Here is an 8,589-nt window from a genome sequence, read left to right on the forward strand (position 1 = left end):
GAGTCCCAGGTGGTTGGCGTACCCGAGCATCTGCTCGAACATCAGTCGCGCTTCCTCCAGCTTAGCGCGATTGTCCCGCCCCGCCCGTGTCAGGGCCTCGACGAGCCAGAAGGTACAGATGTTAAACGTCCCCTCTTCCCCCCGGAGCCCGTCGGCAGTCTCTTCTACGTTGTACCGGTAGACCAAGCTGTTAGAGACCAAGCCGCCCTTCTCTAGAGCAGCGTTTGTGGCGTTCAGGGTACTGAGCATTCTCGGGTCGGTCGGAGAGAGAAAGAACACCAGCGGCATCATCAGGTTGGCGGCATCCAGGGAATCACTCCCATAGTGTTGCACAAACGCCTGGCGTTTGGGATTCCACCCTTTGGTCATGATCTCTTCGTAGATTTGGTCGCGGACCATGAGCCAGCGGTCGCGGTCCGCGGGGAACGACCGCTTATCAGCGAGGCGCAAGCCGCGATCCACGGCGACCCAGCACATGAGTTTTGAGTAGACGAAATGTTGTTGTCCGCCCCGGACTTCCCAGACCCCTTCGTCTTTCCGCTGCCAGTTATCGCACACCCAGTTGATAAGCTGTCTCAGATGGATCCAAAGATCATACGAGATGGGGCTTCCGTATTTGTTGAACAGGTACACCGAGTCCATCAGCTCGCCGTAGATGTCCAACTGAAGCTGGTTGTACGCCCCGTTGCCGACTCGGACCGGGCGAGAGCCCCTGTAGCCGTCCAGATGGTCCAGGGTTTCCTCGGTCAGGGTGTGGCGTCCGTCGATCCCGTACATAATCTGCAGCGACCCGTCCGGGTTCAACTCACGGCAGCGGGCCTCGATCCAACGCATGAACTGGGCGGCCTCTTCCGTAAATCCGATGCGCATCAGACCGTAGAGCGTGAACGCCGCATCTCGGATCCAGGTAAACCGATAGTCCCAATTCCGCTCGCCACCCACGCCCTCGGGAAGACTGCACGTCGGGGCTGCGACAATCGCTCCCGTGGGCGCAAACGTCAGGAGCTTCAGCGCCATCGCCGACCGGTGGATGACCTCACGCCAGCGACCCGTGTACGTGCATTTCGAGATCCAGCGGCGCCAGTACTCGACTGTCTGCTTGAAGCTTTCCATCGATTCCTGCTCAGAAAGCGAGATGCCGCAACCGCTTCCTTGGGGAATGTCTTGAAGCAAGAAGGTCGCCGTCTGGCCTTCCTCGAGCCTAAACTCGGCGCTGACCCCCTTGTCGTCCTGCTTCAAGGGGACACGGGTGGCGAGTCCCAGGCTGAGCTGTGGGGAATAAAAGCACGCCCCGTCCGGGGTGACTTTCATCTGATGTTTATCCCGGGCGTAGTTGAACGCCGGATAACATTCCATTCGGAAGGCCATCGCTCCGCGAAGCACGCTGACCCGTCGGATGAGCTGGTGTTGGCCAATCCCTTTGACACTCCCGCCGATTGGCATATAGTCGGTGATCTCGCCGACGCCATCGGATGAGAGGAAGCGTGTGATCAGTACATTGGTGTCGGGCCAGTAAAACTGCTTGTGGGTAACTCTTTCGACAGTGGGGGCGATCTTGAAGTGTCCGCCCTTCTTGTCATCAAGAATGGCGGCAAAAACGCTGGGGGAGTCGAAGTGGGGATAACAGAGCCAGTCGATGGACCCATTCATCCCCACCAAGGCCAGGGTGTGCAAATCTCCGATGATCCCGTAGTTTTCAATCGGTTGATATGCCATAACGCTACTCCTTGGCGACGTTGACAAAGACTTTGATGGCGCCCTTCTCTTCGGTCAGAAGTTTAATCATTTTCTCGTAGTTCGCGAGGCCGTCGACCGGATGCGTGAGCAGCTTTGAGAGCCATCCGGGGTACTGCAATTCTGCTTGTGAGAGGTCTTTGGCCCCCATCTCGAAATATTCACGGTTGGCGTTCACGCTCCCGACGGCGACCTTGTTGCCGAGTACAAATCCCAAGTTAATCTTGTCGGCCGGGACCTCGACCTTGCGGTCGCCACCGGTGACGCTGACCAACACCAGCACCCCATTTTTCGCCAGCACGTCCATGGCTTCAAATACGAGGGGTGAAAAGCCGGTCCCTTCGAGAATAAGATCGAAGGGGCCCAACTGCTCGGACGCTTTGTTGAGAGTGAGATCCTGTGTGCTCACATATCTGGCTCCGATTTCCTCCACCAATTGTGCATTCACGAACGGAGGGCGCGTGCGAGCCATCACCACCACCTCAAGCCCGCGCAGCCGCAGGACCATGGTGGCCAGCAGGCCAAGCGTGCTCGCCCCCAACACGGCCGCCCGGCGGGGCTGCCAGACGCGGAGTCGCCGTTGGATCTCGTACGCCTGCGCGATGCCTTTCTCAACCACGCTGGTCGGCTCCATCAGCACGCCGACCTGTTTCAATCCCTCTGGTACCCGGATGATGTATTCCGGCTCGTCCACGTAGTATTCGGTAAGAAAGCCGTGGCGCAAGTTGATGCCGCGCTCGAAATACGTGTCATCGGTGGTCATGTCGTAGGTCCCAATCTGATCATAGATACTCGAGCCCGGCCGGCGCACGGTGGCCGCGACGTAATCGCCGGGTCTCAATTCGGTGACCCTGGTCCCCACGGCCTCTACCTGACCGAAGCTTTCATGGCCGATGATCAAGAAGTCAGAGCCCGGCGGGGCCTGGCCGTATTCTGCGGCGTTGATTTCCTTGTCCGTGCCATCCACACCGACCCGCAACACTTTCACAAGGACCCCTCGCCCGTTGGGGATATCCTGGACCGAGGGTTTCGGTAGTTCTGCCAGATGGATGCTTCCCGCCTTGTCGGGGAAGACAGCGACGGCTTTCATGATGCGCCTCCTTTTGCCTACTCTCGAATACGAACTATCATATAAACCCGCGTGTTTCCAGCTGTAGTGGTGACTTTAATCAGGAACGCCTTCGACTGTCAATCAGTGGCGGCCCTGTTTTTTCTATCGGGGAAAGTCCGATGCTTTACCTAGGCAAATCCCCTATACCGGTATCAGGGAAGAGCAGATGTGGAACTAAACTTGTGCTGAACGGCCACCCGGGACGGAAGCGACCGAGAAAGCCCATGGTAGGGCTTCTTTTATATATATGTTGCTCGGGCGCGCGGGGATTATCGGGTCCATGCGAACCAACGGTTGAATAACTCCTTCATCCGTGGCGTCAGGCGGGTACGGTTATACGCGTCTGCGACCTGTCTAATGGCTTCGGCCTGTGTAGGGTAAGGATGGATGACAGTCCCGATCTTTTTCAGGCCGACATTTCCAATCATGGCCAGGGTGATTTCACTAATCATTTCTCCGGCGTGGCGGGCGACGATGGTCGCACCTAGGATTCGGTCGGTCCCCCTTTTGACATGGACCTTGACAAACCCTTCTTCGTCGCCATCGGCAATGGCGCGGTCGACATCCCTGAGGTGTCTGATGAACGTTTCGATGGGGATCCCTCTTTCTTCGGCGTCTCGTTCATACATCCCGACATGGGCGATCTCGGGGTCGGTGTAGGTACACCAGGGAATGGTCAGGGAACTCTGCTTTTTCCATCCAGCGAAGAGCGCATTCTGGATGACGAAGCGGGCCGTCGCATCCGCGGTGTGCGTGAATTTGTATCGCAGGCAGATGTCGCCGGCGGCATAGATGCGGCGATTGGTGGTCTGCAAGTAGTCGTTGACCGACACCCCGTGTTTGGTGTACTCGACCCCTGCCGCCTCCAGGTTCAATCCCTCGACGTTGGGTGCGCGTCCGGTCCCGATGAGGATCTCATCGACCGGAAGATCGGCACAGGCTCCGTTCCCTTCAAACTGGATAATCTTTTTCGCACCCCGCGTTTCCACCTTGAGGATCTTGCACCCCAGGACGAGGTTTATCCCGTCGCGTATAAACGCTTTCTGGATGATCTCGGCCGCGTCCCGGTCTTCGCGGGTCAAGATTTGGGATTGGGCTTCGAGAATATAGACCTCTGACCCGAGGCGGCGGAAGGCTTGAGACATCTCGGCACCGATTGGGCCGGCGCCGACCACGGCCAGACTCCTGGGAAGTTCGGTCAGGGAGAAGACGGTCTCGTTCGTCAGGTAGCGGGCCATGGCGAGGCCCGGAATGGGCGGGGCGGCGGGGCGGGCGCCGGTCGCAATGACAGCCTTCCTGAAGCGGAGCGTCTTTCCGTCCACCTCGATCGTATCCCGGCCCGTGAAATGGCCATTTCCGAGAAACACGTCCACACCCAACTCCTGAAATCGGCGGGCCGAGTCGTGATGGCTGATACGGGCTCGGAGGCGGCGCATCCGTTCCATAACCGCGGGGAAGTCCGCCTTGGTCCCCTCTGGCACGCGCACTCCGAGTTCAGAGGCCATGCGGATCTCTTCGATCACTCGCGAAGAGCGGATGACACATTTCGAGGGGACGCATCCCACATTAAGGCAGTCGCCCCCCAGGAGGTGTTTTTCAATCAAAGCGACTTTCGCCCCAAGACCTGCTGCACCTGCCGCGGTCACCAGGCCGGTAGTGCCTGCTCCGATCACGACCAGGTTGTATCGGGGGGCCGGTTCGGGGTTCTTCCAGTCCGGAGGATGGACATTGGAAACCAGTGTCGTATTGTGTTCATCTGTGGGTAGCACCTGTACCCGACTCACAGAAAAACTCCTTCGCTGAATGTCATCCTATTCTGCCTTCGTTTTTGATTCCCTCTCTTTCAGTGTTCAATGTGCCTGCCGGACTAGCAGCGTCAGAAGCAACCCGACCACGCCCAACGTGCGCGACAGGTCGGCACCAGCCGTGCTGCTTGCCTTGATTGTTCCGGGAGTTGCTCACGTATGGGGTGGCCGCTTCCGCCTCCTTTTTTCATCTTTAGTCCCACTTCTCTCAATGGTAACTCAGAGTGGCGTCAGGGCAAACGTCCCAGTGGTCCGGCGCGGGACGTCTCTCACTCCGTTCTTGGGTGAGGTGTGAGAAAACCAAACGCCTTCTCGAGCTATTTTACCCGAGAAGGCGTTTGGTTTCCTCGTGCTCCGACGATGGTTCCGGAGGTGAGCTATTGTGCCTGTCTCGGTTCCATCTCTGTCTATATCTCCCGCGGCAAGTAGAGTATCCCTTGCCGTGCAAAAGGTGTCAAGGGGCAGGCGTTTCATTCCTCATCCCTGCTCGCCGGGTCCCCGAGGGGCGGCGATATGGCACTAGCTTTGCAGATATACCAGCTAGGCAGGAGCAGTGAATATGGGGCACGCGTTCATCTCTGATCTCATCGAACGGGGCTACTTCTGGCCCGAGACCACCGTCCTGCGGCAGCTCGCCTGGTGGTATGACTTGGACGAAGAGGACATTTTTCGGGACCTGCTGCTGAGTCGCAACTGACCGATTCCCACCTCCATTTCCCTCCGGGCAGGGGCACCTTTCTGACTTTCCCGTTCACCGCGCGATTGTGCCGATCAGGTGCCGCGGCAGGTGTGCTGGGAGAGAGTGAAGCTGGGTCGCGCAATTTTACTGGATTCTGCACCCCGAAGTCTGCTAACTTCTTGTAATCCCTGAGCCCTTTTTGTACGGAAGATTTGACAGAAGACCGGTGGACTTTCTGCGATGCGGCCACGACGAAGGGCTGATGGCTAACCAAAGAGAACCCTGGCGTTTGGGGGGACGACCGGGGAGAGGATCAGCAGCTTGAGCGGCGCGGTTTCATAACCGAAAACCTGTCCTCCTAGGGGCAGGGGGCGATCCGAGGACGGATCGAAGGAGGGGAAGATGGCGGACAGAATCCGGCGTGTACCATACTTCGTCATGAATGTTGCAAATAAGCCCGGGGAGGGGGCCAAGGTTTTGGATGCGCTCAAGAAGGCCGAGATCAACCTTCTCGCCTTCTCTGGGTTTCCGCAGCCGGGTCGGCGGGCGCAGCTTGACTTTGTCCCTGCGAATCCTGCGGCCTTCCTCAAAGTGGCCCGAAAGGCGAAGTGGAAAGTCAGCCAAAGGAAGATTGGCTTTCTCGTCCAGGGCAAGGACCGTGTTGGCGCCTGTGCAAATTTCTTGGGAAAACTGGCTGCGGCCAAAATCAACGTGACCGCCGTCGATTGCGTGTCGGCTGGGGCGGGTCGTTATGGCGGCATCTTCTGGGTCAAGCCGCGTGACGTCAGGCGCGCCGCGCGAATCCTGCGTGCCTGACCTGTCCGCCGTGGGCCCCTGAGGCAGCTAATCTCCCTCTGAGTGGTACACCTCATGTGAGGAGTGGGAGGGCGTTTCTGCGGTGATTCCGTAATTTCCGAAGAGCGTCGGGGGGCTTTGGCTGGATGGCATGGAGGGGTGACGATGGCAGAGTGGACAGAGCAGCTCACGAAAATGATGCGCGAGTCCGTGAATGCCTCGGTCGAGGCGGCGGTGAAGTTTCAACAGCAGACCTGGCGGATGGTGGATGAGTTGGTCGAGCGCGGCGCTGTCCCCAAGGAAGAAGGGAAGCAACTCCTGGACATGTGGACCCACCAGACCGAGGCATTTCAAAAGCGGATGGAGGAGAAGTACCGCCAGTGCGAGGAGACGCTGAAAGCGGGTCTCCAGGGCTACCTCCCGCCGAGCCGCAAGGATCTGGATGAGCTTCATCACAAACTTGACTAACTCATACATAATCTGCAGGCGGTCACTCGCACGCAGCCACGAGAGCGAAAGGCGGGTGCAAAGGCAAAAAAGCCAAAAGCCAGAGCGGGCAGGAAAAAGCGGTAACGCAGTGAGGTGAAATGTTCCAGATGTATAGGCCCGGCAGGTAAGACGAGGTAGGCACACGGATGGCGACTCAAACCTTCGACAAGTTCAGCGCACTGGTCAAGGACCACGGGATCCGGTTTTATGGCAAGTATGCAGGACAAGATGAGGTTCCGATGGAGTCCGGTCCCGAGTCCACTTGATACGACTAGCCCGACGGCTACGGTAGGGCGGGGGATTGCGAAAGGAGACTGCAAGAGTAAGAAGGGGGAGGGGCGTCTCGCCAGGAGGGGACAATGGAGCAAGAAGAGAAATTAGGGAAGGAGGAGTTTGTCGTACAGGCGATCAAGAAGCTCAGGGGGAAATACCGGGGGATCCATACCGTCTTCTCGGGATTTAACGAGGCGTTCCGGCAGTATTTCGGGGAGGATCCGAGGCCAGTCACGCAAGAGATGACCACCAAGGGGATCATCGAGCTCCGTCCGGTCAAGGGTGGAGTGATGATTTACCTGAAAGGTGAGGCCCCCCAGGCTGGGGGCGATGCCCTGAAAAAGATCCTCAAGGAGGGGGAGGAATAACTGTAACCCGGGCACGGAACCGAAGCTACAGTCTGAGATTCGGGGGTGGGAAGGAACAGGTAAATGAGTCAGCAGCTGCGCAAATCCTCCCGCGGGGAGACTCCCGAAGAGAGGACGCGGCGGGTCCAAAAGGTTATCCAGATTCTGGATCGAACTTACCCTAATGTCGCTCTGGCCCTGAGCTTCAGGACCCCCCTTGAGCTTCTCATCGCCTTGATCCTGGCGGCCCAGTGCACTGACGAGCGGGTCAACCAAGTTACCGCACCGCTTTTCAAGAAGTACCGGGCGGCTCATGACTGGGTTGGTGCCGATCTCGCCACCCTAGAGGCGGAGATCCGCCCTACCGGGTTTTACCGGAACAAGGCCAAGGCCATCCGGGCGTGTTGTCAAATGCTCTGCGACCGGTTCGGCGGCAAGGTCCCACAAGGACTCGAGGATCTTGTATCGCTACCAGGCGTGGGGCGAAAGACTGCCAATATCCTGAGGGGCAACGCCTTTGACCAACCGGCTATCGGCGTGGATACCCACGTGGCTCGGCTCGCGCAGCGCCTTGGATTTACAGCCCAGAACGATCCGGACAAAATTGAGGTTGACCTGAATTCGGTGGTCCCCGACAAGGTAAAGGTCCGTTTCTGTCACCTTCTCCAGGCGCACGGTCGGGCCATCTGCGTCGCGCGGAAGCCCAAGTGTTCGGCCTGCCCTATTCATCACGCGTGCCCCTTTCCCGCGCGGGCAGGCATTCCAATTTCGCCAAGGGGGTAATAGGCTCCCCTTGTTGCCGCCAACCCCTCTGTGAGGTATGCTGGAAAGGAAATAAATGTTCGTGCTTTCCCGTCCAAGAATTGGGAGTCGGCCTCATGGAGGACCACCAGCTGGTGGAGCGCTCCCGCTCGGGGGATGTGGCCGCCTTCGAAGAGCTGGTCAAGCGACACCAGGCCAGGGCCTATGCGATTGCGTATCGCCTGCTGGGGCGCAGAGAGGATGCGCAAGATGTGGCCCAGGAGGCCTTTACCCGCGCGTACTTTCGCCTCGCCGAGTTTCGTGGTACGGCTCAGTTTCGCACATGGCTCTACCGGATCCTGGTGAATCTGGCCACGGATGCTCTCCGGCGACGAAGACCGGAAGTGCCTGAGGACCAGGCAGCGTTCCAGATGGTGGACACCGGGCACAACCCGGCAGAGAATTTGGACCGACAGGAGCTGAGACAGAACATTGAAGAGGCCGTCAAGGCCCTTCCCACGGATCTCAGGACGGTGATCCTGCTCCGGGAACTGGAGGGACTGAGCTATGCAGAAATCGCCCGGGTGATCCGCCGGCCGGTGGGAACCGTCATGT

Annotated in this window: 9 protein-coding genes; 6 read left to right on the plus strand and 3 right to left on the minus strand. The window is 58.6% G+C overall.

The window, feature by feature from the left end; genetic code table 11:
* From O6929_13530 to O6929_13540, 3 genes are all read right to left on the minus strand, one after another.
* Positions 1-1,716: glycoside hydrolase family 15 protein (locus O6929_13530; protein MCZ6481399.1), on the minus strand; the 1,716-nt coding region annotated here is incomplete at its 3' end.
* A 4-nt stretch (positions 1,717-1,720) separates the two neighbouring features.
* On the minus strand, positions 1,721-2,824 hold the full coding sequence (locus O6929_13535) for a glucose 1-dehydrogenase (GenBank protein ID MCZ6481400.1): 1,104 nt from the start codon (positions 2,822-2,824) through the stop codon (positions 1,721-1,723).
* Positions 2,825-3,114: 290 nt separating this feature from the next.
* Entirely contained in the window at positions 3,115-4,629 is a 1,515-nt protein-coding gene (locus O6929_13540; protein MCZ6481401.1) for a mercuric reductase, read from the minus strand.
* 580 nt (positions 4,630-5,209) lie between these two features.
* Between O6929_13540 and O6929_13545 the strand changes: the two genes are divergently transcribed.
* The 6 genes from O6929_13545 to O6929_13570 all read left to right on the plus strand — a co-directional run.
* A complete protein-coding gene (locus O6929_13545; protein ID MCZ6481402.1) occupies positions 5,210-5,347 on the plus strand; it encodes a hypothetical protein in 138 nt (45 codons plus the stop codon).
* Positions 5,348-5,731: 384 nt separating this feature from the next.
* On the plus strand, positions 5,732-6,145 hold the full coding sequence (locus O6929_13550) for a hypothetical protein (protein MCZ6481403.1): 414 nt from the start codon (positions 5,732-5,734) through the stop codon (positions 6,143-6,145).
* Positions 6,146-6,289: 144 nt separating this feature from the next.
* Positions 6,290-6,592 carry a hypothetical protein gene (locus O6929_13555; GenBank protein ID MCZ6481404.1) on the plus strand — a complete coding sequence of 101 codons (303 nt, stop codon included), beginning with the start codon at positions 6,290-6,292 and terminating at the stop codon, positions 6,590-6,592.
* A 380-nt stretch (positions 6,593-6,972) separates the two neighbouring features.
* A complete protein-coding gene (locus O6929_13560; GenBank protein MCZ6481405.1) occupies positions 6,973-7,254 on the plus strand; it encodes a hypothetical protein in 282 nt (93 codons plus the stop codon).
* A 63-nt stretch (positions 7,255-7,317) separates the two neighbouring features.
* Positions 7,318-8,016, plus strand: coding sequence for an endonuclease III (gene nth / locus O6929_13565; GenBank protein ID MCZ6481406.1), 699 nt, complete (start codon positions 7,318-7,320; stop codon positions 8,014-8,016).
* A 95-nt stretch (positions 8,017-8,111) separates the two neighbouring features.
* Positions 8,112-8,589, plus strand: a 478-nt coding sequence (locus O6929_13570; protein ID MCZ6481407.1) for a sigma-70 family RNA polymerase sigma factor, incomplete at its 3' end; no start/stop codon positions are given.

It is taken from the genome of Candidatus Methylomirabilota bacterium, assembly GCA_027293415.1.
Lineage (GTDB): Bacteria > Methylomirabilota > Methylomirabilia > Methylomirabilales > CSP1-5 > CSP1-5.